Annotated in this window: 24 protein-coding genes and 3 pseudogenes; 9 read left to right on the top strand and 18 right to left on the bottom strand. The window is 45.8% G+C overall.

The annotated features are described in order from the left end of the window. Positions 1 to 30: 30 nt before the first annotated feature. The 4 genes and pseudogenes from tnpB to N5E84_RS12395 all read right to left on the bottom strand — a co-directional run bounded on the left by tnpB (position 31) and on the right by N5E84_RS12395 (position 2232). Entirely contained in the window at positions 31 to 384 is a 354-nt protein-coding gene (gene tnpB, locus N5E84_RS12410) for an IS66 family insertion sequence element accessory protein TnpB (RefSeq protein WP_019283195.1), read from the bottom strand. Beyond that, positions 381 to 701 carry an IS66 family insertion sequence element accessory protein TnpA gene (tnpA, locus tag N5E84_RS12405; protein WP_095661309.1) on the bottom strand — a complete coding sequence of 107 codons (321 nt, stop codon included), beginning with the start codon at positions 699 to 701 and terminating at the stop codon, positions 381 to 383. The genes tnpB and tnpA overlap by 4 nt, the downstream gene beginning before the upstream one ends. Positions 702 to 782: 81 nt before the next feature. After that, positions 783 to 1772 (bottom strand): annotated as a pseudogene (locus N5E84_RS12400) (tyrosine-type recombinase/integrase); the annotation flags it as partial. A gap of 268 nt (positions 1773 to 2040) precedes the next feature. Further along, complete coding sequence (locus tag N5E84_RS12395; RefSeq protein ID WP_081245252.1) at positions 2041 to 2232, bottom strand: hypothetical protein; 192 nt, start codon at positions 2230 to 2232, stop codon at positions 2041 to 2043. 453 nt (positions 2233 to 2685) lie between these two features. Between N5E84_RS12395 and N5E84_RS12390 the strand changes: the two genes are divergently transcribed. Together N5E84_RS12390 and N5E84_RS12385 are read left to right on the top strand one after the other, a co-directional pair. Beyond that, the gene (locus N5E84_RS12390) at positions 2686 to 5787 is read left to right on the top strand and encodes a beta-galactosidase (protein ID WP_069212052.1); all 3102 of its coding nucleotides are present in this window, start codon (positions 2686 to 2688) and stop codon (positions 5785 to 5787) included. Beyond that, positions 5786 to 5931, top strand: a pseudogene (locus N5E84_RS12385) (substrate-binding domain-containing protein); the annotation flags it as partial. The gene N5E84_RS12390 and the pseudogene N5E84_RS12385, both read left to right, overlap by 2 nt. Before the next feature lie 15 nt (positions 5932 to 5946). Here the strand turns inward: N5E84_RS12385 and N5E84_RS12380 are convergent. Together N5E84_RS12380 and fabR are read right to left on the bottom strand one after the other, a co-directional pair. After that, a complete protein-coding gene (locus N5E84_RS12380; protein ID WP_013855478.1) occupies positions 5947 to 6324 on the bottom strand; it encodes a YijD family membrane protein in 378 nt (125 codons plus the stop codon). After that, the gene (fabR, locus tag N5E84_RS12375; RefSeq protein WP_017048583.1) at positions 6324 to 6965 is read right to left on the bottom strand and encodes an HTH-type transcriptional repressor FabR; all 642 of its coding nucleotides are present in this window, start codon (positions 6963 to 6965) and stop codon (positions 6324 to 6326) included. Before fabR ends, N5E84_RS12380 begins: the two co-directional genes overlap by 1 nt. Positions 6966 to 7251: 286 nt before the next feature. Between fabR and sthA the strand changes: the two genes are divergently transcribed. Then, complete coding sequence (gene sthA, locus N5E84_RS12370) at positions 7252 to 8652, top strand: Si-specific NAD(P)(+) transhydrogenase (protein WP_069212053.1); 1401 nt, start codon at positions 7252 to 7254, stop codon at positions 8650 to 8652. 103 nt (positions 8653 to 8755) lie between these two features. Here the strand turns inward: sthA and dinF are convergent, their stop codons facing one another. The 3 genes from dinF to lexA form a co-directional block, all read right to left on the bottom strand. Then, positions 8756 to 10099 carry an MATE family efflux transporter DinF gene (gene dinF, locus N5E84_RS12365; RefSeq protein WP_019283009.1) on the bottom strand — a complete coding sequence of 448 codons (1344 nt, stop codon included), beginning with the start codon at positions 10097 to 10099 and terminating at the stop codon, positions 8756 to 8758. Between the two features lie 62 nt (positions 10100 to 10161). Further along, on the bottom strand, positions 10162 to 10980 hold the full coding sequence (locus N5E84_RS12360) for a class I SAM-dependent methyltransferase (protein ID WP_019283010.1): 819 nt from the start codon (positions 10978 to 10980) through the stop codon (positions 10162 to 10164). A gap of 94 nt (positions 10981 to 11074) precedes the next feature. Further along, positions 11075 to 11698, bottom strand: coding sequence for a transcriptional repressor LexA (lexA, locus tag N5E84_RS12355; RefSeq protein WP_026028591.1), 624 nt, complete (start codon positions 11696 to 11698; stop codon positions 11075 to 11077). A gap of 319 nt (positions 11699 to 12017) precedes the next feature. Between lexA and plsB the strand changes: the two genes are divergently transcribed. Then, the gene (plsB, locus tag N5E84_RS12350; protein WP_019283011.1) at positions 12018 to 14441 is read left to right on the top strand and encodes a glycerol-3-phosphate 1-O-acyltransferase PlsB; all 2424 of its coding nucleotides are present in this window, start codon (positions 12018 to 12020) and stop codon (positions 14439 to 14441) included. A gap of 81 nt (positions 14442 to 14522) precedes the next feature. Here the strand turns inward: plsB and ubiA are convergent, their stop codons facing one another. Together ubiA and N5E84_RS12340 are read right to left on the bottom strand one after the other, a co-directional pair. Then, positions 14523 to 15377 carry a 4-hydroxybenzoate octaprenyltransferase gene (ubiA, locus tag N5E84_RS12345; RefSeq protein WP_019283012.1) on the bottom strand — a complete coding sequence of 285 codons (855 nt, stop codon included), beginning with the start codon at positions 15375 to 15377 and terminating at the stop codon, positions 14523 to 14525. Then, positions 15374 to 15928, bottom strand: coding sequence for a chorismate lyase (locus N5E84_RS12340; protein WP_013855487.1), 555 nt, complete (start codon positions 15926 to 15928; stop codon positions 15374 to 15376). Before N5E84_RS12340 ends, ubiA begins: the two co-directional genes overlap by 4 nt. A 236-nt stretch (positions 15929 to 16164) precedes the next feature. On the opposite strand from N5E84_RS12340, the gene N5E84_RS12335 reads away from it, so the two are divergent. Then, entirely contained in the window at positions 16165 to 16572 is a 408-nt protein-coding gene (locus N5E84_RS12335) for a flagellar basal body-associated protein FliL (RefSeq protein WP_013855488.1), read from the top strand. A gap of 32 nt (positions 16573 to 16604) precedes the next feature. On the opposite strand, the gene glpG is transcribed toward N5E84_RS12335, so the two are convergent. The 6 genes from glpG to ftsY form a co-directional block, all read right to left on the bottom strand. Continuing rightward, positions 16605 to 17438, bottom strand: coding sequence for a rhomboid family intramembrane serine protease GlpG (gene glpG, locus N5E84_RS12330; RefSeq protein WP_019283013.1), 834 nt, complete (start codon positions 17436 to 17438; stop codon positions 16605 to 16607). Positions 17439 to 17446: 8 nt separating this feature from the next. Further along, positions 17447 to 17767, bottom strand: a complete 321-nt coding sequence (gene glpE, locus N5E84_RS12325) for a thiosulfate sulfurtransferase GlpE (protein ID WP_010316900.1) — start codon at positions 17765 to 17767, stop codon at positions 17447 to 17449. 395 nt (positions 17768 to 18162) lie between these two features. Then, a complete protein-coding gene (gene rpoH / locus N5E84_RS12320) occupies positions 18163 to 19020 on the bottom strand; it encodes an RNA polymerase sigma factor RpoH (protein WP_013855491.1) in 858 nt (285 codons plus the stop codon). Between the two features lie 175 nt (positions 19021 to 19195). Then, the gene (ftsX, locus tag N5E84_RS12315) at positions 19196 to 20164 is read right to left on the bottom strand and encodes a permease-like cell division protein FtsX (protein WP_013855492.1); all 969 of its coding nucleotides are present in this window, start codon (positions 20162 to 20164) and stop codon (positions 19196 to 19198) included. After that, positions 20154 to 20828: a cell division ATP-binding protein FtsE gene (gene ftsE, locus N5E84_RS12310; RefSeq protein WP_010316903.1), complete on the bottom strand. Its 675-nt coding sequence runs from the start codon at positions 20826 to 20828 to the stop codon at positions 20154 to 20156. Before ftsE ends, ftsX begins: the two co-directional genes overlap by 11 nt. Before the next feature lie 62 nt (positions 20829 to 20890). After that, positions 20891 to 22063 (bottom strand): signal recognition particle-docking protein FtsY, encoded by a 1173-nt coding sequence (ftsY, locus tag N5E84_RS12305; RefSeq protein WP_019283014.1) that lies wholly within the window; start codon positions 22061 to 22063, stop codon positions 20891 to 20893. 218 nt (positions 22064 to 22281) lie between these two features. Between ftsY and rsmD the strand changes: the two genes are divergently transcribed. Together rsmD and N5E84_RS12295 are read left to right on the top strand one after the other, a co-directional pair. Beyond that, the gene (gene rsmD, locus N5E84_RS12300) at positions 22282 to 22881 is read left to right on the top strand and encodes a 16S rRNA (guanine(966)-N(2))-methyltransferase RsmD (RefSeq protein WP_029388401.1); all 600 of its coding nucleotides are present in this window, start codon (positions 22282 to 22284) and stop codon (positions 22879 to 22881) included. After that, the gene (locus N5E84_RS12295; protein ID WP_010316906.1) at positions 22878 to 23144 is read left to right on the top strand and encodes a DUF1145 domain-containing protein; all 267 of its coding nucleotides are present in this window, start codon (positions 22878 to 22880) and stop codon (positions 23142 to 23144) included. The genes rsmD and N5E84_RS12295 overlap by 4 nt, the downstream gene beginning before the upstream one ends. A 75-nt stretch (positions 23145 to 23219) precedes the next feature. Here the strand turns inward: N5E84_RS12295 and N5E84_RS12290 are convergent. After that, positions 23220 to 23564, bottom strand: a pseudogene (locus N5E84_RS12290) (MarC family protein); the annotation flags it as partial. Between the two features lie 151 nt (positions 23565 to 23715). On the opposite strand from N5E84_RS12290, the gene N5E84_RS12285 reads away from it, so the two are divergent. After that, the gene (locus N5E84_RS12285; RefSeq protein ID WP_095661217.1) at positions 23716 to 24438 is read left to right on the top strand and encodes a hypothetical protein; all 723 of its coding nucleotides are present in this window, start codon (positions 23716 to 23718) and stop codon (positions 24436 to 24438) included. Positions 24439 to 24470: 32 nt separating this feature from the next. Further along, positions 24471 to 25502, top strand: coding sequence for an IS630-like element ISVa15 family transposase (locus tag N5E84_RS12280; RefSeq protein ID WP_026027704.1), 1032 nt, complete (start codon positions 24471 to 24473; stop codon positions 25500 to 25502). Positions 25503 to 25566: the final 64 nt, after the last annotated feature.

Genomic DNA, 25566 nt, shown 5'->3' with positions numbered 1-25566 from the left:
AATGCTTGGTGGATATGGCTATATTATCGCTTAAGTCATTGTAAAATCGTTTATTCTAACGGGTTTATGGCCGATAATCGTGAAGCCAGAAAGCAGTCTGTCAAGCTCGAATTGAGTTAGGGTAAACACCTCATTTTGCTCTTTTGATGGCCACTTGTACTTGGCTTTTTCAAGGCGCTTGTACCAAAGAGCAAAGCCTGTTTTATCCCAGTACAGCACTTTGATTTTGTCGCGCTGTTTGTTGGTGAACAGGAACAGTGCGCCGCTGCCCAAGGGCAAGTCGGTGTCATTTTCGATAATCGCAGCGAGGCCGTTGATGGACTTTCTAAAATCGACGCTTTCGCGATAGAGATAGATTTCGGGAGCACTGAGCATACGTTTCATGACAGCGCACCGATAAGCTCTGCGAGATAGGTCGCTGGCGTGCCTTGTGGGATGCTCAGTTCAACATCATTGACGAGCAGCGCCATATTGGCAACGACAACGTGAGTGGCTTGATACTTTGTGGTCTTTTCAACGACTTCTGCTTTAACAAAGCCAACCGTGTTCGGTTTTTCGATGTGCTTTAACTGTTGGCGCTTAGCGTAAAAAGTGGAGAGGCTCAGTCCGTTACGTTCACAGAATAATCGTTGTGATAGTTGGCTGGATTCATAGTGTTCGAACAGGGTTCGCCATTCTTGGTTAGTGCGTCGTTTGGCCATTTCAAATCTCCTTTGGGTTGGAGGTTTGATCTTATTATTCGGGCTAGGTGATTAGAATGCGGGGTTTATGACGCGCTTACCCCGTACTGCCGCAGGTTCTTGCACTTTATCGACCGTTAGCTGAGGCCATACCAACTTCCACTTACTTGGCACACTGTCACGCTGCTCTTTTAGAAGTGCAAGCAAGTAGCCACTTAAAGGTACTTTACGTGCGTCTTGGCTTTTTGTGTGCCTCTCTTCTGAGCTGGCTGGTAATAGCCAAATTCCCTCATCAACATCTAACTCAGTCCAACGCATTTCCAGTACGGCACTAATACGCTGTCCACAACCAAGTAAGAACTGCATTAAACGGATGTTCGAAGGATCTGTACGCCATGACGGCATGCTCGTTAACAGAATCTTTAACTCTGAAAAGCTTAAATTACGTTTTGTGACTTTAGAGCCGCCGCCAACGTCTTTTGCTTTCAGTTGTGGTGCCGGATGAGTATCAAGCATATTTAGCGCTAGGGCATGGTTAATCACTTGATTGATGATTTTATGACAAACTCCAATGGCCCCCGCCATACGCTTACCGTTTTTATCAACCTTAGCATCAAAAACCCTATTGAGGTTATATATGCTTAAATCTACCAATTTGATGTTACCGAGAACTGGCTTGATATCTCGATTGTAAATGGTCCTCGACTGGTCACCCCGTAGCTGTTTTGATAGCCGTTTCTCATCAAAGCTAATAAACGCATCATCAAAGGTTTTCGCTTCATCTTGCGCTCGTTTCTCTATATCTAGTTCAACCTTTGGGTTCTTACCATTCTCCAACCAACTTCGATAACGGCCAGCTTCCTTTCGCGCCTGATCCAATGTCATCCCGCGCTCTGGTTTGATCTTAATGTATCGTCCCATAGAGATTTTTTCGTGTTTCTTCCCTACTTGAAAACGAAAGATCCAAGTCATTGTGCCTGTTGGACGAACTCGAATGTTCAATCCTTCGATCTTCTTATCGGGGATCGAGTATTCCTTATCCTGTGGCTTCAATGCTTGCAACGTTGCATTGGTACTGATTCGTTTCGTCATCGTTGGAAAACCTCTGCATTTCTGGGTACGGCTCTGGGTACGGCGTGGGGTACGGGAAACATCGAGTTTCTATTGTACGGCTTTGGACCTCAACGGACAACAAGATCATAAAAACACTAAAAATCATAGTCTTAAAGTTAAAAAATATAACTCTGTAGACTTTAACGGACTAAAGGCTCTATTTACCCACCACATGGAAGCAGGTGTGATGCTGGAGAAGATTAAATAAGACTTTCAATCGATATTTAAATTTCGATTTAATCGGCTTTCACGCATTCGTACTGACAACATTACCTATTATGCTGCTCGCTCTGACTAACGATTTAATCAGGGCGGGCGATGCAGAGCCCATACGATAACCGTTGAGATCGCCGCTTACCTTCTGTCCCCAATGCAGAATCTCTGCATACTCACCCAATTCTACAATCAGTAGAGCCTGCCCACCGGTTAATTCAATCAATGGTTATCTGTCATTTTGCCTGACTTTGAAGCAGGAAATTACATCGCATCACAATGAATAGAACAAAATAATCGGTGAGCCAAACTAAATGCATGGGAACGTTTACAGATTGATTTTGATATAAACGTCAGATCCAAAGCCAATCTCATCAAGGAAAGTTCATCACTCGCCGTTAAAATTGCTTAAAAACACATTCAAGAGAGGATGATCACACGAAAGAAGAATAAATCCGTTATTACTATGAAAATGTAAACTCCACAATGGAAACGTTTCCACATTTTATTTACACTGAGTAGCAAGCTAGGACTCAAAAAATAAAACGATTAGCTACTCTATGTATGGCACTGTTTTTGGCCGCGTTAGCGTCGATTACCAGAACAAAAAAGTCATCCATTACGGTATTCACTACCGTAGCTCAACACGGTTAGAAACAAAAAATCAAGTAGGAAAACCATGAAGGCATTTTCAGATATTCTCCAACGACGTGACTGGGAAACCCCACAATCAGTGAATATTCACTGCTTAAAAGCACACAGCCCACTTTCCAGTTACCGAGATATTGACCATGCCCGTGACGGCGTTTACGCCCAACGTCAATCGCTGAATGGCCAATGGAAATTCAAAGTGTTCGACTCGCCAGAACAAGTCGAAGGCGAGTTTATTCAAACCAAATTCAATGATACGAACTGGGATGAAATAACGGTTCCTTCCAACTGGCAGCTACAAGGCTACGACAAACCAATTTACACCAACGTAAAATACCCGTTTGAAGTAAACCCTCCATTCGTGCCCGCTGAAAACCCGACAGGTTGTTACCGCACTACGATTTCCCGCTCAGAAGCCGATCTTGCCAATACCCAGCGCATCATCTTCGATGGTGTGAACTCAGCATTCCACCTATGGTGCAACGGCACTTGGGTGGGATACAGCCAAGATAGCCGCTTGCCTTCCGAATTCGACTTATCGCCCTACCTAGTGGCTGGCGAGAATACACTTGCCGTGATGGTGATGCGTTGGTGTGATGGCAGCTACCTAGAAGACCAAGACATGTGGTGGCTAAGTGGTATTTTCCGCGACGTAACTTTGCTTTCTAAACCGCAATACTGCATTGAAGATGTATTCGTCACGCCAGATTTGGATGCGTGTTATCGCGATGGTTCACTATCAATCGTGACGCACATTTCAGCGCCAGATTGTTACCAAGTGCAAGTGCAGCTCTTTGATGGTGAATGCGCAGTGACTGAGCCGCGAATTGATCGCCCGCACAACCGCCGTATTGACGAGCGAGGTACATACGATGACGTGGTATTTCAAACATTGCATGTGCGCGAGCCAAAAAAATGGAGTGCAGAAACCCCCAATCTATACCGTCTAGTCGTTTCCCTATTGGATGAAAATGGCATGTACCTAGAGAGTGAAGCCTATCATGTGGGCTTTCGCAAAGTGGAAATCACTGACGGCCAGTTGAAACTCAACGGCAAGCCTTTGCTGATCCGTGGTGTTAACCGTCATGAGCATCATCCAGAGCTTGGGCATGTGATGACAGAAGAAGACATGATCCGCGACATCTGTTTGATGAAGCAATACAATTTCAACGCGGTACGTACAGCGCACTACCCAAATCATCCTCGTTGGTACGAACTGTGTGACCAATACGGCTTGTACGTGTGTGATGAAGCGAACATCGAAACACATGGCATGCAGCCGATGAATCGCCTTTCGAGCAATCCACAATGGGCGCACGCATACATGAGCCGCTACACCCAAATGGTGATGCGCGATAAAAACCATCCTTCTATTCTCATCTGGTCTTTGGGTAACGAGTCTGGCCACGGCAGCAACCACAATGCGATGTACGCTTGGTCGAAAAACTACGATCCGTCGCGCCCTGTTCAATACGAAGGTGGTGGTGCTAATACCGCAGCAACCGACATCATTGCGCCTATGTACGCCCGTGTGGATACAACGCTCGAAGATGAAGCAGTGCCAAAATGGTCAATCAAAAAATGGATTTCTCTACCCAACGAAACTCGCCCGCTGATCTTATGTGAATACGCCCACGCGATGGGTAACAGTTTGGGGAGTTTTAATGAATATTGGGATGCATTCCGCGAGTTTCCTCGCCTTCAAGGCGGCTTTATCTGGGATTGGGTAGACCAAGGCTTGAGCCAATGGGACGAGAACGGCCAACACTTCTGGGCTTACGGTGGCGATTTTGGCGATAAAATCAATGACCGCCAGTTCTGCATCAACGGGTTGATCTTCCCAGATCGCACTGTGCATCCAACATTGGAAGAAGCCAAATACTGCCAGCGTATGATTCGCGTGTCGCTGCAAGAACAAGTGAAAGGATTCTGTCATCTATTAGTAACTAACGAAAACCTATTTCGTGCAATAGATAACGAGCAATTGAACTGGTCACTTTTAGAAGATGGCAAATTGATTCAATCTGGCTCGGTGGTGCTGAACATCAAAGCCGATAGCCAAGCAACCGTAGAGATTGCTTTGGAATTTACACCTAAAGCAGAAACGCGATACCACTTGAATACTGACATCACCTTAGTGACAGAAACGCTTTGGGCACCCGCGGGACATGTGAGTGCTTCTGAGCAATTTGCGCTACGTAATACCGCAGGTCTCGCCATGCCTAAGTTGGAAACGCAACCAGCCCCAGCAATAAGCCAGCAAAAAGGTATGATCGTAGTCACAAGCTTAGATGAGAAGTATCAATGGTGCTGGGATAGTCAAACGGGCTTGATGATTAATTGGCAAGTCGATGGCAAAACGCAAATGCTGACGGCACCACAAGATAACTTCTTCCGTGCGCCACTGGATAACGATATTGGTGTGAGTGAAGTGGATAACGTAGATCCAAACGCTTGGGTATGTCGTTGGGATATGGCTGGTATTGGCCAATGGAAACGCGAATGTGTCAGTTGCCATAGCGACATTTTAGCGCATGCCGTGCAAGTAACATCAACTTTCGCTTACCACTTCAACGGTGCCGTGCAAGCCATCACCACTTGGACGCATACGCTGAAAAACAGTGGCGAAATGCAGCTGACCGTTGATGTGACACTTGCCGATGATCTACCACCCATGCCACGTATCGGCTTGGAGTTGCAATTGCCATTGCATGAGCAGAGTACACCAATCACTTGGCAAGGTTTAGGTCCGTTTGAGAACTACCCAGACCGCCTATCTGCAGCACGTTTTGGCTTGCACACGCAAACGCTAGAAGAGATGCACACTCCGTACATTTTCCCAGCAGACAGTGGCTTACGTTGTGGTACTCAATGGCTGCAAGTGAACGAACTGGCGATATCTGGCGATTTCCAATTTAGTGTCAGTCAATATACTCAACAGACGCTGGCAAAAGCAAAACACACCTGTGATTTAATGGCAGAAAAAACCATTTATGTGCGCCTAGACCATCAGCACATGGGCGTGGGTGGTGATGATTCTTGGAGCCCTAGTGTGCACAAAGAATTCCAGCTAACTGGCAACAATTACGTTTACCGAATATCGTTCAAAGCAATTTCGCATCGTATTTAAAAACGCACCGATAACGGCTATCGCCACTTACAACGATTACGTGGCAGCGGGATGCATGACGCTACGACAAGAAAACGGCGTCCACATCCCTGTGATATGTCTTTGATAGGCTTGGATGACTGTCACATGGCACGCTATATCTACCTAGTCATTGATGACTTAGTCGGTGCGATGGCGACCAAGAAAACCCAATTTTCTTCCAACCCAGAGTAGCAACAACAGCAGTACGAGAATGGCGAAAAAGTTAGAACCAGAATCTGGATACTGTGCTTTGATAAATGCCGAATGACCAAAAGCACCGACAAAGAAACAGGCAAGCGCTACCAATGGAAGATCTTCCGCCACCGGATGGCGCAAATATTCTTGATACAACGCCTGCACAGAAAGCACTAATGCAATCAATGGGAAAATGGAGAACGGAACTTGGCTAATGGTTACCCAAGACAACAAAGCATCGCCGCACATACCTGCGATGAGCGCTAGCACAAGTGTTTTTCTTTCCGAACCACGATGGGTTGTGTTGTTTTCATTCGACATTACTCTATCCCCCCTTTGAGCCGATTACGTTCACGTTCTTTGCGATACCAAAATGCCCCTTTGGCTAGCATTCGCAACTGCATGATCAAACGTTCAGCAAGCTCATCTCGCTCACGTCGATCTAAATCTAAAGCTTCAGCGCCGGAGCTGAACACCAAAATAACGGAAGCTTCGGCCTGAGTTAATGCCTCGTCACGACCCATGCCTGTCGTCATCAAATACTCGGTGAGCTCTGCGGAAAAGTGCTGTATTTCTCGCACTACCGCGGCACGAAACTCGCAAGAAGTACCTGAGCGTTCTCGCAGTAATAAGCGAAACACATTGGGACTACTTTCAATAAATTCCATGAAGGTTTCAACCGACGTGCGGATCACACTGCCCTCTTTGACAATGCGCTGCCGTGCTTGACGCATCAATTGGCGCAGCAGTAAACCGCCTTCATCAACCATGGTTAAACCCAACTCATCCATATCTTTAAAATGTCGATAGAATGAGGTGGGCGCAATCCCCGCCTCGCGGGCCACTTCTCGTAAACTTAAGTTAGAAAAACTCCGATCGGCACTTAATTGGCTAAATGCTGCATCAATCAATGAACGACGTGTTTTTTCTTTTTGTAATGCGCGAATTCCCATCGATTTCATATTAAGTCGCTTCTCTTTTACTATCTGAGCCATACTATAACGTGATTGAGCACGTTGTCTAAGCCACAACATCGCCTCTTTGGACAAAGTGACCAATTAAACAGTCACCTAACCTAATTTCAATCACTCGCCACAGTAAGATGGACAAAGCAATAGCATAAAGTGGCATTTTCACCTCTCGAGCGTGATCCTCTCCACTCTCTGATGGCAACATCGTTTACCGCACTGATGGATCAGTTAAAATCTCGCTACAGCAATGTTAAACAAATACAACAAGGAATAGAGTATGGCGAACCAAAACCACTTCGATGTCATCGTAATTGGTAGCGGCCCGGGCGGAGAAGGCGCCGCAATGGGTTTGACTAAAGCGGGGTTTAATGTCGCCATTATCGAAAAAGAGAGTAGTGTTGGCGGAGGTTGTACCCATTGGGGCACCATTCCCTCCAAGGCGTTACGCCATGCGGTCAGCCGCATCATCGAATTCAACAGTAACCCTCTATTTTGTAAAAACAACACCAGTATTCATCTCACTTTTTCTGATATTTTAGGCCATGCTAAATCTGTGATTGATAAACAGACGCGCTTGCGCCAAGGCTTTTACGATCGCAATCAGTGTACGCTGATTTTTGGTAACGCTAAGTTTACCCACAAAAATACCGTGGCGGTTACGCACGCTGACGGCAGCATCGAAAAATACAGCGCCGACAAATTTGTGATTGCGACTGGCTCACGCCCTTATCAACCTGATGATGTTGATTTTACTCATGAACGAGTTTATGACAGCGATTCGATTCTCTCGCTTAAACACGATCCTCGCCACATCATCATTTATGGCGCAGGCGTCATTGGTTGCGAATACGCTTCGATTTTCCGCGGCTTAGGGGTAAAAACCGACCTCATCAATACCCGCGACCGCTTGCTGTCGTTTCTGGATAACGAAACGTCTGATGCACTCTCGTACCATTTTTGGAACAGCGGCATTGTGATTCGTAATGATGAAACCCATGAAAAGATTGAAGGCACTGACGATGGTGTGATCGTTCACTTGCAATCGGGCAAAAAAATGAAAGCCGACTGTATCTTGTATGCCAATGGACGCACGGGCAACACTGACAAATTGAACCTCAAAGCGGTGGGCCTGAATGCCGACTCACGTGGCCAACTGGCCGTCAATCGTAACTATCAAACCTCGGTGGAGCACATCTACGCAGTCGGTGATGTAATTGGCTACCCAAGCCTGGCGAGCGCAGCCTATGATCAAGGTCGATTTGTCGCTCAAGCGATTGCTCATGGTCAAGCGCAAGGGCACTTAATTGATGACATTCCAACTGGGATTTACACCATTCCTGAAATCAGTTCAGTGGGCAAAACAGAGCAAGAACTCACCGTGGCCAAAATTCCGTATGAAGTTGGCCGCTCTTCGTTTAAACACCTCGCACGAGCACAAATTTCTGGCAAAGATATCGGCAGCTTGAAAATTTTGTTTCACCGAGAGACAAAAGAAATTTTAGGTATTCATGTGTTTGGAGAACGCGCGGCTGAAATCATCCATATCGGACAGGCAATTATGGAGCAAAAAGGCGAAGCCAATACCCTCGAATATTTCGTCAATACCACCTTCAATTATCCAACCATGGCCGAAGCCTACCGCGTGGCGGCGTTAAATGGCCTGAATCGATTGTTCTAATCATCGACCTAATTCTGCCTGCTAATAGAATGAAAGCCGCTAACGAGTGCGGCTTTCTTTTTGGTAACCTAGTAAGTGAAATACTTAGGGATAGATTCGGTGATCAAGTGAGAAAAACACCGCGTCGCCATTGTGAGATAAAGACCACACCTAAACTGATGCCGCGCATCGCCATAAAGCTGATCATCGCCATCCACAGGGCGTGATTACCCAAAGACTGAGCCAGATAGAAAACGCTGAAAAAACTGCACATCGCGACAAACATGCTGTTGCGCATCTCTTTACCTTTGGTCGCGCCGATAAAAATACCATCCAATAAAAAACACCACATCGCGGTTAACGGCATCGCCACCAGCCACGGTAGATAACGGTTAGCCGCTTGCTGAACTGCGTTAATGTCAGTGATCAGCGTGATCAACGCCGATCCCCACACCGCAAACATCACCGTTAACGCTAAACAGATTAGCGCACTCCAGAAAAAACTGCCGATCAGAGCACTTTTGAGCTGCGCCTCACTTTTTGCACCAATCGCTTTGCCAACCATGGCCTCCATCGCATAGGCAAAGCCATCCATGCCATAAGAGATCATCATCAAAAAACTCATTAAGACAGCGTTAGCCGCCACAGTTTGATCGCCAAAAGCCGCCCCTTGAAAGGTCATAAAGCTAAACGCCGCCTGCAAACAGAGTGAACGCAGGAAAATATCGCGATTCAATTTCACAAAGCGGCTAAGACCTTGTGTCACTAAAACACCTAGCTGCAGTGGCGAAGGGAGTTGATGCCGCAACCAATAGCGCCAAACACACAGTAAGCCAAAGCTCATGCCCGCATAATCGGCGATAACCGATGCCAGCGCAGCACCTTCCACTTTCCAGCCGAAACCCAACACAAACAGAATGTCCAACGCGATGTTGGTTAAGTTAGTGATGATTACCATCCACATTGGCGCTTTGGCATTTTGCGTGGCTAACAGCCAGCCGAGCAGTACAAAGTTGGCCAATGCGGCGGGCGCACTCCACGCTCGAATCACAAAATACTGCAACCCATATTGCTTTACTTGCTCACTGGCACTGCTGGCTGAAAAAATCGCATCGCCAATCCATCGATGCAGAATCAAAAACAACAACGCAAATGCCAGTGCCATCAAGAGCCCTTGCAACAAGACTAACGCCAGTTTTTGTGACGATTGTTCACCGTATGCTTGCGCCGCAAGGCCTGTGGTCGACATTCTTAAAAAACCGAGTAACCAGAAAGTGACACTGACTACCGTACCGCCAAGTGCTACCCCACCTAAATACCAAGCGTGTTCCAGATGACCAATCACCGCCGCATCAACTAAACCTAACAGCGGTACGGTAATATTGGACAGCACCATAGGTATCGCCAGTAGCAACACTTGTCGATGTACGGAACGATTCGATAACGTTTGTAAAATAGATTGCAACACGTTGACCTCTCATGGGTGAGAGCAAAGTGTAGCGGAGTGATAGGAGGACGGCTAGCGGTTACTCACCAACGGACATAAACTAAAACGGGTGTTAAGCGCAGCTTGTAAACCATCACCTTACTTAACCAACGTTGCCATAATTTCCAGCGGCCACAATGTTGATCGAGCGGTGAAAACGTTTTTGCCGACGAAGCCCAAGGCAAGACATTGAGTACCGCTTCGGTTGGATTAGCAAAACCATGTCCGTAATGGCCTGAGCCCATTTTCTGACCTAAAGTGGAAGCAGTTTTGTCTCCAGCCAGCATTAAACAAGCCGCCGCATTAGAAAAATGCAAACCCAATGCGCGGATAAAATAGGTGAGTTGCTGCGCCGTACAATCTAATAACGCATGCTCACAAACGATTAAAACGGCTGAGGATTCCGCAATAGGCAATCCATCCAACCACTGAAGATCATCGACACTGCCACACACATGTTGATAACGCTCACTGCGATGAAACAATTTCTGCCGCCACAGCAGGTTTTCGGTGATATCGAGTTCTATCCAATGGCAACGCCCGTTGTCTACCCGATAAAAACGGGTATCTAACCCTGCACCGACATTAATGATCCATCCATCAGGGTTGCGCTCAATAAACGCGCGCACTTGTTGATCGCACAATTGCGTTAAGGTCGCATGCAGCAATTGTTTTTGATCGATATCACCGCTTAAACATTCGGGGGCTAAGTGACAGCTCTGGCAGGCCTTTGCAGCGATCGGATCATACACTAACCCGTTATCAACCAAACTTTCGCGGCTACGAAACCACAACGGTTGAACTAAATTGGTTGGAATATGATGACGTGGGGTTAGTGAATGTTTATTGGTAGGCATTACCATCTTCCTTATGTCGCAACTCGATGTAACAACAAAGAAGATGATAATGAATATCAGTTAGAATAACAAGTTATTGAGAATAGATCTCAATAATAAATTACATCCAATCGGTATTGCGAATAATACCGACGGCCACACCTTCAATGGTGAGCTGCTGAGATTTAAGATCCACTTCAATTGGTGAGAACGCTTCATTCTCTGCGTGCAATAACACGGTAGAGCCTTTGCGTTCTAGACGTTTTACCGTCACATCATCTTCAACACGCGCCACCACCACTTGCCCATTACGCACATCTTGTGTTTTGTGCACTGCGAGTAAGTCACCGTCCATAATGCCAATATCTTTCATACTTTCGCCTTGCACACGCAGTAAGAAATCCGCTTGAGGGCGAAACATATTGGGATCCACTTGGTAATGCGCTTCGACATGCTCTTGCGCCAAAATAGGCTCTCCCGCCGCGACTCGACCAATTAAAGGCAGGCCAAGATCTTCTGGCTCATTGGCAGCTTCAAGTAAGATACGCAACCCACGAGAGGCACCCGGAATAATTTCAATCGCTTGTTTACGAGCCAGTGCTTTTAAATGCTCTTCTGCGGCATTGGCGGAACGAAAACCCAGCTCGCGTGCGATTTCAGCGCGAGTCGGTGGCATTCCGGTTTCGTCGATCTTACTGCGGATAAGATCAAATACTTGTTGCTGGCGGGGCGTTAACGGCTTCATATCTCACCTGTCTGTTTATACAGTTAACTGTGAGTATATCCAGTAATCGAATAAATGGAAGAGCGGACGCTTATTTTTTGGCTATTTACAAAAAATGCCGCAATCGACCGATAAATACCTTACCGATTCACTCACTGCGCTCGCAAGTGATGCTGTTTTACTAAACAATAATGATTAAAAGGTTTGACCAGTTTCTGGTATCCTTGCGGCTCAAAAATAGCTAGCCGCTTCGGCGCATATCGATTTCTCTGAGTATCAACTCACAGGGAAATGGACATGCGCTTAAGCATATTGAAATATTCTTGAGGCGACGACCTTTATGTCTTCTGGACACTCATTATCTCGTTCACTACTAAAATTACCTTTGTCTGCGTTGGTCAAAGGCACGGCGATCCCTTCTAATCCAATAGAAGACCACGGCATTGATATTCACAAGCCGATTGTTTACGCCTTACCTTTTCGCTCAAGTGTTGATTTGCTCACCTTGCAAACTCACGCCAAAGAACTGGGTTTACCTGACCCGCTGCAACCGCTTGAGCTAAACGGCAAAAGTTTTGCCCGTTATGTTTTCATCTCGGTGCGCCCAACCTTGATGCGCAATGATCAGCACGTTCCTAGTGACTCTATCGCTCTTTTTTCTGAACTGCTTGAGCTACATAAGTTTGATACGGAATTGGACGTTCAAATGATCCCAGCAACGGTGCTTTGGGGACGTAAACCAGGTAAAGAGGGGCAAGAGAAACCCTATCTCCAAGCCTTAAATGGCCCACAAAAAGCACTCGCGGTAATTTTTGCTGGACGCGATTGCATGGTGCGCTTTAGCCCCGTCGTTTCACTGCGCTATATGGCTGATTCACACGGCACCGACGAATCTATCGCGCATAAATTGGCACGAGTGGCTCGTATTCATTTCTCTCGCCAAAAGCTGGCAGCTTCTGGGCCAAATTTGCCCAATCGCCAAGCGCTGTTTAACCGCCTAATTAAATCACAAGCGATTGAAAAAGCGATTGAAGATCAAGCGAAAGCCAACAATATCTCCCTCGAAAAAGCGCGCAAAGAAGCGCATGACATCATGGATGAGATTGCCGCTGATTTCTCTTACTCCTTAATCAAGAAAGGAGAACGCATACTGGGCTGGTTATGGAACCGCATTTACCAAGGGCTTAATATAAATAATGCCGCCACCGTACGTCGCCTTGCGCAAGATGGACACGAGATTGTCTATGTCCCTTGCCACCGCAGCCATATGGATTATCTCTTACTTTCTTATGTGCTGTATCGCGAAGGTATGGTGCCACCGCATATTGCCGCCGGAATCAACTTGAATTTTTTCCCAGCAGGTCCGATTTTCCGCCGTGGCGGCGCATTCTTCATTCGTCGCAGCTTTAAAGGCAATAAGCTCTATTCGACCATTTTCCGCGAATATCTGGCCGAGCTATTTGCCAAAGGCTATTCGGTTGAATATTTCAGCGAAGGTGGCCGTTCACGCACTGGCCGTTTACTGCCAGCGAAAACAGGCATGCTGGCGATGACCATCCAAGCCATGTTGCGCGGCCTTAACCGCCCGGTGACCCTCGTGCCTGTTTATATCGGTTATGAACACGTGATGGAAGTGAGCACTTACGCCAAAGAGCTACGCGGCAAAAGTAAAGAGAAAGAAAATGCGGGTTTAGTGCTGCGCACGATTCGCAAGCTGCGTAATTTTGGCCAAGGCTATGTCAATTTCGGCGAACCGATCCCGCTGAACCAATACCTTAACGAGCAAGTGCCAGAATGGACGCAAGATATTGACCCTATGGGCAGCACCAAGCCGCAGTGGATCAACCCTATTGTTAACCAACTGGCCACCAAGATGATGACGCACATTAACGATGCGGCGGCGGCCAATGCCTTAACTTTGTGTGCCACCGCGTTACTTGCTTCACGCCAAAGCGCACTGGCTCGTGACAATTTGGTTAAGCAAATCGACTGCTATTTATCGCTACTAAATAACGTGCGCTACTCAGCAACCTGCACTGTTCCTAAAGCCAGTGCGGAAGAACTGGTTAACCACGCACAGTCACTCGACAAATTTGTAATTGAATCCGATACCATGGGTGAGATTATTTCTCTTGACCGCAATCAGTCGATTTTGATGACCTACTATCGCAATAACATCATTCATCTGTTTGCCATTCCCTCACTGATTGCGCAGATGTTGATCCGCCAGCAAACGCTATCACTAGAGCAGATAACCGCCAATGTGGCACTGATTTATCCCTTCTTAAAGCAGGAGCTGTTTTTAAGCTTTGCGCAAGATGAACTCGCAGATGTAGTCAACGCTTACGTTAACGAACTGCAACGTCAACAATTAGTGACGCTAGAAGAGGGTGTCGTGGCCATTAACCAAGCCAAAACACAAGTGTTGATGTTGCTCGGTCGTACCATTTCAGAAACCCTACAACGCTACGCGATTGCTCTCAATCTATTGGTTGCTAACCCTGAAGTGGGCAAATCTGATTTAGAGCAAAAAAGCCAAGAAATTGCACAACGTCTTGGCCGTTTGCATGGCATCAATGCCCCTGAGTTTTTTGATAAAGGGGTATTCTCCGCCCTATTTGTCACGCTCAAAGAGCAGGGCTATTTGGATGTTGATGGCAATTGCCATTTAGAACCAACCGTTCAGCTAGCACGCCTACTTTACTCGATGCTCTATCCTGAAATTCGCTTAACCATTCAAGAAAGTCTCTGCCAAGCGAACTAATCGGTCGTAAGAAACAGTAAAGGCATCCCAATGGATGCCTTTACTTTATTCGTGAAGTACTTACAAAAACTAGTGAACTACTTACCAAAAGGCAAAAAGCAGGCCCAACGTTAACACCATGCCAACGTGATTGTTATTGAGAAAAGCGTGGAAGCATAAATCACGATCACGATGACGAATTAAACGCTGCTGATAAACAAACAGAGCCGCTGCAGCCAATACTGACCAATAAAAACTCGCCCCTAACTGATAATAACCACCGAGTGCGATCATCAACGCCAGTACCAATAACTGTAAAATGCCGATGATGATTTTATCAAAACGACCAAATAAAATAGCGGTCGATTTGACTCCGATATTGATATCGTCATCACGATCAACCATCGCATACTGCGTATCATACGCCACAGTCCACAACGCATTGATCAAAAATAGCCCCCACATCACCGCTGGCAATTCGTTGGCTTGCGCCGCCCATGCCATCGGAATAGACCAACTAAAGGCCAGCCCTAATACCAACTGCGGAAGGTGTGTATAACGTTTAATGAACGGATAAACAAACGCTAATGCGATACCAACAAAGGAGAGCTGAACCGTGAGTGGATTCATGGTCAAAACCAGCAGGAAAGAAGTGATACCTAGCGTTAAAAACAGTGCAATCGCCTCTTTGGTTGTCACACGCCCGGCAGGCAAAGGCCGCTGTTTGGTTCGTTTAACATGCCCATCGACTCTGCGATCGGCAAAATCGTTGATCACGCAACCCGCTGAGCGCATCAACAACACCCCCAACACGAATACCAATAATACTTTAGGATCGGGGAAACCTTGCGCGGCTAAAATCAATGCCCATAAGGTTGGCCACAACAATAGCAAAGAACCAATTGGCCGATCCATGCGCATCAGTTGCCAATAAGCACGCGCCTTAACCAAAGTCATGACACTCTCTCCTTAGAGTAAATCGGTGAAAAGGGTAAAAACAGCTCCGCAACTAACATCGGTTTATTATTCATCCATAATCGTGAACGGCGTGCAAGCAACGGCCCCTCTTCCATCATTGCCCAGCCCACTTGTAGTGCGTCACGCTTAACGTGCTCAGCACGAAAAACCGTTAACCCAAGCGGAATATCACCTTGGCGCGCTAAGTCATATTGCTGACCCAGCATCGAAGATTGAGGAATTAAAGTACGGCCTAAAACCCATGGCTGTTGATCACCACGCAGCACAACCTGGCGTAACAAACAGGCTTCATCAGATAACAGAGCCATCTCATCACCCTGTAATTTTTCTGCCTCAACGAGCTTATTGTGCAGTAGTTCAACGCTCAATTGCTGACACTGCGCCTCTAACACGCGAGATAATGATCCTTGCTCTAAAAGCCAAGACTGAGAAACCTGATCAGGAAAAGAAAAAACGTCAGGTTGTTGCCAAATTACTTCTCGCAAAGCAGACAGATAGAGCGAAATTGATTGATTCATACTAGTATTCAATTAGTGGCTTTATCAACATACAATAAAGGTCCATTTTTGGTTAACACAACCATAAAAAGCGCTCACTCACAGAATCCCTCGGTTGGAGGTTAAAAACCCGCTTGTAAAAACGGGAAGCGACAACTGCGGTATATTCCAAACAACGAGATAAGCATTTTGATTACAATCCGATGCTCTATTGTAACAAGACTCAAGCGATTCGAGTATCGTGAACCAACTAAAGAAAAGATAGAAATATGCTTAAACGTTATGTAGCCCAAATAATTATCGCCCTAAGCTTGTTTTGTGCGTTACCAAGTTATGCACAAGATGAAAAAGCGCCTAGGCTGGCGTACTTTACCTTAGAGCCGGATCTCACCACCAACTTTTTCACTAAAGGAAATAAGTTAGGTTACATCCAAGTTCGTATCGACGTGATGGTATCCAGCGACGCCGATTTACCCGCCGTTGAACGGCATCAACCACTGATTCGTGATGCCATCGTCGAGCTACTCGGCAAACAGACCGAAGAGACGATAAAATCACTCGCAGGTCGGGAAGATTTAAGAAAAACGTTGGTCACAGAGCTCAATGCGGTGTTACTGCCTGAAATAGGCCGAACCATTATTGCTGACCTACTGTTTACTAAATACATCTATCAATAGAGCAGCGATTGTCGCTCTATTGATGTTTTTGCTTAACGAGTTCGATGACGGCTGGCGTCATTTAATCCAAAGGCGATTCCTGAAAATAGGCCCGCTAAATGCACGCTGTTGGCAATCGCCATAAAGGGTTGTACAAACCCGAGCACCAACCACACCAGCATGAAACCGATCACGGGTTTGGGCATTTGCAAGCCAAGATGAGGGGCTTTCCAACCAAGCATCCATAGATAACCGACCAACGCATAGACCACACCCGATAAACCACCCAAATTGGCTCCTTCAACCCAGTACTGAGCCGCACCGGACAACAATGCTGACACTAAAAATAGCTGTCCAAGTTTGAATGAGCCAAGCCGTTTTTCAACATCGCCCCCCAACTGCCACCACCATAACAAGTTAAAGACGATGTGTAGCACAGAGAAATGAAGTAAAGCATGACTAAACCAGCGCCAAATCTGCCATTGCTGCCCAGCCAAAGCAGGAAAATGTAATGCAGAAAATACTTGATTGGCTAGCCCAAACTGCTGCAATGCAAAGATAATGGCGCATGCCATCATCACGCCCAGTGTTAAAGGCCCAGCTTTGGCTTTGAGCATCGCCAACATGCTCGGTGAACGATATTGAAAGTGACTTTTACGGCTTTCAGCCACATCCCATGAAGCGGCTTGATACTTTCTGTCATTTGGATTGTGCAGAAAATGGTTGAGTTCCGCTTCGGCTTCAATCTGATGTTGCTCATCAAGTAACCATAACGCAAATTGACCACTCCCTTCCGGCATCATTTGAATCTCAATTTCACGAGAGGCCATGTAATCAATAAAGGCTTGCGCCATTCTTGGGTTATTGAGCGTGATCAGTCTTAACATAAGTCATCCTAATTGCTGGTTACGGGCAAGCCTGCACGATGCCAAGCTTCGAATCCACCATCCACACTATACACCTGTTCAAAACCTTGGTTAATCAGATACTGTGCAGCACCTTGGCTGCTAATACCGTGATAACACATCACTAAAATGGGTTGGTCAAATTCACTTTTTTCCATAAATGAAACCATGCTGTCGTTGGTTAAGTGGAATGCGCCATTTGCATGTGCAACCGCAAAAGATTGCGCATCACGAATATCCACTAATTGCGCATCATGTTGTTCCATTAAAGCTTGTGCTGCTTGAGCATTGATATGTTGAAACTGATCCATCGCTTCCTCTGATTGGTTTTATTTTTAGCATTTGATTGTAACCTATCCCAAGGCAATCAAGTACACGGCCTTTATAAGGTTATCCACCACTGATCACTTTTTCGCCACTTGTGGATAATCTTGTGGATTGCGTTGATAAAGTAGTAAATGAGAAATAGATCCACAACATGTAGTGATGATCCTTACTTTTCTGTGTGTAACACAATACATATCCCCAAATATAAAACGGTGTTCAAGCCTTGATTTAACCGACTTGATGACAGCTCACGAATAATTTTGTCACAGAGTTATCCACAATCAGCGCGCTGAAAATTTGATCACTTAAAGTGATCAAAAATAAAAAAACCGAGATCTTACGATCTCGGTTTTTAATGCGCTTCACAATGAGTCAGTGATTAGAACTCGCCGACAGCATCCTTTAGCTTCTTCATTGCATTTTTTTCTAGCTGACGAATACGCTCAGCTGAGACACCATACTCTTCCGCTAACTCTTGTAGCGTAGCTTTTTGATCATCCAACCAACGAGAGCGCACAATATGTTTACTGCGTTCATCTAAGCTAGCCAACGCCAAGCTTAAACGATTGTTGGTGTGATGCTCCCAATTCGCCGCTTCAATGTTATCCGCAAGATCCGAATGCTTATCTTCGAGATAAAGCACAGGTGCCGTGTAAGAAGAGCTCGAATCATCGTCTTCCGCCGACATTTCAAAGGTGGCATCTTGCGCGGCTAAGCGTGATTCCATTTCTCGCACTTCAGCCGGGTCAACGCCCAACTCACGGGCAACCGCTTCCACTTCACCGCTATTAAACCAGCCTAAACGCTTTTTCGATTTGCGTAGGTTGAAGAATAGCTTACGTTGCGCTTTCGTGGTCGCTATTTTTACAATGCGCCAGTTGCGTAACACGTATTCGTGAATTTCAGCTTTGATCCAGTGCACAGCAAAGGAAACCAGTCTCACCCCAACTTCTGGGTTGAAACGCTTCACCGCTTTCATTAAGCCAATATTGCCTTCCTGAACTAAATCCGCCATGGGCAGGCCATAACCAGAATAGCCACGAGCAACGTGAACAACGAATCGAAGGTGCGATAAGATCAACCCTTTCGCCGCTTCAATTTCACCTTTGTAATGTAATCGCTCTGCGAGTGACCGCTCTTCTTCCGCGCTCAGCATTGGGTAGCTGTTCACTGAACGAATGTAGCTGTCTAAGCTGTCTTGTGAAACGAGAGCCATTTGATACGTTTGGTTTGTCATTCAATTCCTCATCAATTTCTGATCTGGAGTAATGGATGTTTTTAACCCGACAATCTTGAACCTAAAATGAACAAGATTCAAGCAAGGGGAAACTATTATGCATAAACAAGTCGCCTATACAAGTGCTGTGGCTAAAGCTAGCCAACAGTTATTGCCTACATATGACAATATTCAACTAAACTGGTTCAATTTCTTTTAAATGACGCTGCGCAGATACTTTTGCCGCTACGCATCCTAAGAAAGTACCGAGCATCAACAGCAGTAAGGATTCATCCCAACTTAGGCCAATAAGACGAAAACGGCTGTCATACAGTAGGGCAAGATCTTCAACAGCACCGTTCAATAAAATAGTCACAAAAGCGGTTAACAGCCAAGCGGCGAATGCGCCCAACAAGCCAAACCACATGCCAGCATAGAGATAAGGGCGCAAAATGTAGCGATCGGTGGCACCGATCAATTTCATGGTTTGGATCTCTTCTTTATTGGCTTGTACGTTAAAGCGCAAGGTGTTGCCCACAATCAGAAATACAGCGCCCAACATCAATACCGATAAACTCGCGACAATGATCGCCGCTAAAGTTCGAATGGCGTTTAACCTAGCAAGCCAATCTTCATCCAAGCGAACATCCGTGACGTCTTGTTCTGCTTGTATTTTTTTCGCCAGCGCTTTGATTTGCTCTTGCTGCTCAACCTGCGGGGTAACAATAAGCACGCCAGGTAAAGCGTAATCATCCAATAAACTAATGGCTTGTTCAAACCCGGCGTATTGACTCAGGTCATCCAATCCTTGCTGCGGTGAGATGTACTCCACGCTGGCGACATCGGCCAAACTTTCTAGCTCATCTTTCAACACCATAATTCGTGCTTCAGGTGTGCGCTCATGTAGATAGACACTGATCTGAGCAGGGCTGGTGACATTATTGGCTACAGACGCGATATTTTTGCTCAGCAGGTACATACAGGCTGGCATCGCAAGCGCCATCGAAATAACGGCGAGCGTTAAAATATTGCCGAGTGGGCGTGACCATAAACTTGAAAATGAGGCCTTGGCCTGCTTAAAGTGGATGGCTAAAAAACTATCGGTTTTGGCCCGTTTCGGTTCACGTGCTTTCGCGTTCCTTTTATTCGACGACTTAACGGCCATAGTCTTCTACCTCGCTTAAAAAACCTTGGTTAAGTTCTAAATGACGATATTGAGGACGCGTGTTGACTAAGCTGATGTCGTGCGTCGCAAGCAAAATAGAGACTCCGGCACGGTTAAACTCTTCAAACAGTTTAAGCACACGGTTAGAAAGCTCTGGGTCTAAGTTACCCGTAGGCTCATCGGCCAGCAGTAAGGTAGGTCGGTTCACGACCGCTCTTGCGATACCCACTCGTTGCTGCTCACCCCCAGAAAGTTGGCTCGGTAAACAGCGTGCTTTGTCTAGCAGATCGGTTTTATCCAGCGCGGCTGAGACGCGACGCTTAATTTCATTTTCTGAAATCGATTCAATGCGCATTGGCAATGCCACATTGTCGTAAACCGTTCTGTCCATCAGTAAGCGATGATCTTGAAACACGATGCCGATGTTGCGGCGTAAAAAGGGAATATCTTGATTGGGAATACGCGTAATATCGTGACCGTTAAAGCTGATGCGCCCATCGGTTGGACGCTCAATCGCACAGATTAACTTCAACAAGGTGCTTTTACCGGCTCCGGAGTGCCCACCCAAAAACGCCATTTCTCCTCGGCGTAGGTGAAAGTCGACCTTTTGCAGCGCCTGACGGCCTCCGCGATACGCTTTGCTGACTTGTTGAAACTTAATCACTCGCTATTCCTCTCACCAGTCTCCATTGGATGATGAGGTGCTCATTGAGCACCCACGCACACTTACTCTTCGCGGCTAAACAGAGCTTCAATAAATTGCTGCGTTTCAAACGGACGTAAATCGTCAATCCCTTCGCCAACCCCAATAAAGCGGATCGGAATTTCAAACTGATCGGCCAGCGCAAAAATAACGCCGCCTTTCGCCGTGCCATCCAGCTTGGTTAAGGTGATCCCAGTAACCGGGGCCACTTCACTAAAGAGTTTTGCTTGGCTGATGGCGTTTTGCCCAGTAGCGGCATCTAACGTCAGCATCACTTCATGCGGCGCTGATTGATCAATTTTTTTCATGACGCGCACAATTTTACGCAACTCTTCCATGAGGTTGCTCTTGTTTTGCAAGCGACCAGCAGTATCGGCGATCACCACATCCACACCACGTGCTTTGGCGGCCTCAATCGCATCATAAATCACTGATGCGCTGTCTGCGCCAGTGTGCTGCGCAATTACTGGTACGTTGTTACGCTCGCCCCACACTTGCAACTGCTCAACAGCCGCCGCACGAAAAGTATCGCCCGCCGCTAAGATCACTTTTTTACCTTGAGCTTGAAACTGTTTGGCCAACTTACCTATCGTGGTCGTTTTGCCTACACCGTTGACGCCGACCATTAAAATAACGTAGGGCGTTTTTTGGCTATCGATCACTAACGGTTGCTCTACTTTAGCCAAAATGTCGGCCATTTCGTCTTTCAGTAAACCGTAGAGTGCCTCTCCATCTTTCAACGCGTGGCGAGAGGCTTTTTCTGTCAGATTGCTGATGATTTTGAGTGTGGTTTCCATCCCAACATCGGCAATCAGCAGTTGCTCTTCCAACTCTTCAAACAGCTCATCATCAATTTTCTTGCCTTTAAACAGGCCAAAGAAACCCGCACCAATATTGGCTTTGGTTCGGCTAAGGCTGCGTTTTAAGCGTGCGAAAAAACTCTCGCTGGGTTTTTCTTGCTCTTGAATTCGTGCTTCTGCTTCTGCTTCTGCTTCTGCTTCTGCTTCTGCTAGCGCAGTGTGTGGCTCTTCGATGGGTTGAGCAACTGCCGTCGTTTCTTGTTCTTGCTCAGCATCAACTGGTTCGACAAGCGTAGATGGCTCAAGCACTTGTTCTGTTTCGCTGGTTGATTTACTTGATTCTTCGTCACCAAAACCGAGCCAAGAGAGTAATCCACGTTTCTTTTTTTCCGTCATCTGGGGATATCCTAGATCTACCTAACTAACTAACTAACTAACTACGACCCTTTTCTTGAAGGATTATCCCTCGTAAGAAAAAGAAAAATGACAAAGCAGTGAAAACTTTCCAATTAGATTGGTAAACTTTGTCATTATTGAAATTCAATGGCTATACCAAACCCGTTTCGGGTTGGCAGATTGGGTATAGTATCACTTTATTAGCGGTCAAAAAATCTATGGTAAGACGTCGCCAACAAAACTCATCACAAAATAAGCCTTCAACGGGCTTTGTTCGCATTATTAGTGGCTTATGGAGAGGTCGAAAACTGCCTGTTCATGATGCCCAAGGTCTGCGTCCCACAACGGATCGCGTCAAAGAAACTCTTTTTAACTGGTTAGCACAGGAGATCGCTGGTGCACACTGCTTAGATTTATTTGCAGGCTCTGGCAGCCTTGGGTTTGAAGCTGCCTCAAGGCAAGCACAAGCCGTGACGCTGATTGAGCTCAACCCGACGGCATTCAAACAGCTTGAACACAATATTGGTGCGCTCAACGCAACTAACTTGCGAGCGATAAATAGTGATGCACTGGCCTTTCTCAAGCAGCAAGGGACGCCTCACCATCTGGTGTTCATCGACCCGCCTTTTCGACAAGGCTTATTAAGCGAAGCCGTCTCGCTTTTAGAACAAAATGGCTGGCTTGCCGATGAAGCGCTGATTTATATTGAGACGGAAAAAGAGTTGGCGCTAGAAGGTATTCCTGCCAATTGGCGTCTGCACCGTGAGAAAAACGCAGGCCAAGTCAGTTATCGACTATTTGAGAGGAGCTCGGAATGAGAGTGTTACTGGTACTTGCAAAAGCGGCGATTGCTTTTGTTTGGTTGATTCTATTACTGAATATTTTCATGCCATTCCCCGGTAAAGCGGCGATTGCACTTTATATTATGACGGCATTTTTGTTCATTATGCACGGACTGCAAATGCTGATTTTTATCGGTGCGTTTGGTGACAAGATCAGCATGAGCCGTTGGGAAAAATGGTCGATTCTGATATTTGGAGTCTTCGCACTGCTCGATATCCGCCGTAAACACATGATGTAAGTTAACGGTACAGAAAAAGCAACATAGGAAAAGCCGCTTCAAGTTCACACGATAGGCGGCTTTTTTATCCCCGAATCACAGCCCCATATAGCTTTTTACGCCATTTAAGAACATTTGCGTTGAGATCATAACTAGCAATAATCCCATCAAACGCTCGACCGCTTTTAAACCACGTTCACCCAGCACTTTGTGGAAGAAACCGTAGAACATCAAAATGATGAAAGTAGCGCCCCACGCGAGCAGTACAGAGGCTGACAGCTCAAGGAGTTTGTCAGGGTGCTGAGTCGAAAGAAGCAGTAAGGCCGCAATCACTGAAGGACCCGCGATCATCGGAATTGCCATCGGTACGATGAAGGGCTCTTCCCCCGCCGCTAATCCAGTAATGCTACCTGCACTAGGGAAAATCATTTTAATCGAGATGAAAGATACCCCTAAAAGTCTGTAATATTTTTTTGATATTTATACTACATTCGTTGAGTTTAGACATAAATACTGAACTCACCTTAAATAATCACCACAAAAAGATACCCCTAATAAAATAATATTTAATATTATTAAAGGAGACAATGACATGGGTAAAATTACGATTACTTGTAGAAACCGACAGGTTTCCATTGATGGCTTAAAAGCTATTAAGGTTCGAGTAGTTTCTCTAAACGGTGCAATCCTTGAATCCTTTCTTCGATATCAGGTAATAAAAAACGGTCGCGGTAAAACTTGGCACCACGAAAATGCTCTAGCCATGAGCCTACTCCTAGAATATTGGCAAGCAACATTAGGGGTATATGGATCACCTAGGCTAATGTTTGAAGCATTTTCTGTAGCAATCCATGACGGTACCGTTCAAGTCGATGGAACAGACCCAATAGGATTGCGCTGGAAACCGCGTAGCCCACACCACGCGAATAAACTAATTAGATATATTAGTGAGTATTCTGACTGGTTATATGTAGAAACTGGAGAAGAATCTGCATTACTCAACCCTATACGAAGTGCAACCCCCTATGAAAAAATGCTGAATCTCGCAGCGTATCATCATAGAAAGAACAACTCATTTTTGAAGCACACTTACGATGATTCCAAAGCCAGGGAACAAGCAGGGCATGTTCGTGCTATAGCTAAACATCAAGGGCCTAAAAACAAGCAAGTCACTTATACATTCCCAAGAGATAAATCATTGGAAGTGGAGGATAGTTTTATTATCTGTGGTTCAAAAATATCTGACCCTCCTCAAAATCGCCTAGATTTAGCTAAGGTACTTGTTTTTATACCCGTGATCATTGAAGATGCTTGATTTTCAATAGAATCAGGATCATGCTACAAACCATGAAAATCACACTGACTCCTCAACAGAAACTGCAACTCGAACAGATGCACGACATTGAGCGTGATAGTCGAGTTTGCGACCGTATTAAGGCTGTTTTGCTGGCTTCTGAAGGCTGGAGTCAGACTATGATTTCACAAGCTCTTCGTATTCATGAATCGACCGTTGCACGTCACCTCAGTGACTACGTACTTTCTGAAAAACTTAAGCCTGAGAATGGAGGAAGCCAAAGCAAGCTTTCTGCTATTCAAACCATGCACCTAATCGAGCATTTGACTGAGAAAACCTATTCTCATACTCATCAAATTGTCGCCTATGTTAAAGAGACGTTTGGGCTTGATTATACTGTTTCTGGTATGAACAAATGGCTTCACCATAATGGTTTTAGCTACAAGCAACCGAAAGGCATACCACACAAGTTTGATGAAGCAAAACAGCAAGCATTCATAGAGGCGTATGAAGCGCTAAAGGCAAGCTGTGGCGAGGATGAATCGATAGTCTTTATCGATGCAGTTCACCCAACACTATCAACAAAGATATCGCATGGCTGGATACGTACTGGTCAGGATAAAGTGATTGAAACAACGGGTAATCGTAGCCGATTGAACATTATTGGCGCACTGAACCTGTCGGATATTGGTGCAACCATTGTTCACGACTATGAGAGCATTAACAGTGAATCGATTGTTCGTTTTTTCTGTAAGTTAAGAGAGAGTTATTCGTTAGCCCATAAGCTTCATATCATATTAGATGGTGCGGGATATCACCGCAGTGACTTAGTCAAAGATGCGGCGTTTGTCCTGAATATTAAACTGCATTATCTTCCACCTTACAGTCCAAACCTCAACCCAATAGAGCGGCTATGGAAAGTAATGAATGAGAAGTCGAGGAACAACGTTTACTTCAAAAGAAAACGGGACTTCAAGGCGGCAATAGACCAATTTTTTTCTGTGACTCTTCCAGAGATCGCAGGCTCTTTGACATCTCGAATTAATGATCATTTTCAGGTTCTCAAGCCTGCATCTTCAAGTTGATTCGGTATATGCTCATGCGATATGCGGGGTTAAGAATTTCTGAGGTTCCAAATATATACGTTGT

This window comes from Vibrio sp. J502 (genome assembly GCF_025397955.1).
GTDB lineage: Bacteria > Pseudomonadota > Gammaproteobacteria > Enterobacterales > Vibrionaceae > Vibrio > Vibrio anguillarum.
The sequence above is the reverse complement of the archived record's forward strand: the minus strand, read 5'-3'. Positions and strand labels throughout refer to the sequence as shown.